This is a genomic window from Treponema sp. UBA785 (genome assembly GCF_002297065.1).
Taxonomy (GTDB): Bacteria; Spirochaetota; Spirochaetia; order Treponematales; family Treponemataceae; genus Treponema_D.
Genome location: NZ_DBJD01000031.1, coordinates 8,085 through 8,302, shown reverse-complemented (window position 1 = coordinate 8,302; position 218 = coordinate 8,085). Strand labels below are relative to the sequence as shown.

The 218-nt window shown below is 50.9% G+C and carries 1 protein-coding gene; it reads left to right on the top strand.

The annotated features are described in order from the left end of the window. Nucleotides 1-218: OB-fold nucleic acid binding domain-containing protein (locus B2X33_RS02455; protein ID WP_296667377.1), on the top strand; the 218-nt coding region annotated here is incomplete at both ends.

Below are 218 nucleotides of genomic sequence, written 5' to 3'. Positions count from 1 at the left end.
GGCAAGAAAGTTGTATTGAACGGCTGGGTCAGCCGCACGCGCGACTTGGGCGGACTTGTTTTTATCCGTCTTCGCGACCGCTATGGAATCACACAGGTGATGGTCGGCGACAATGCTTCGGACGAGGTAAAAAAAATCGCCGCTTCATTAAAGTCAGAATATTGTATCGCTGTTGAAGGAATTGTTGCGGCCCGCGCGGAAAAAGACGTGAACAAGGA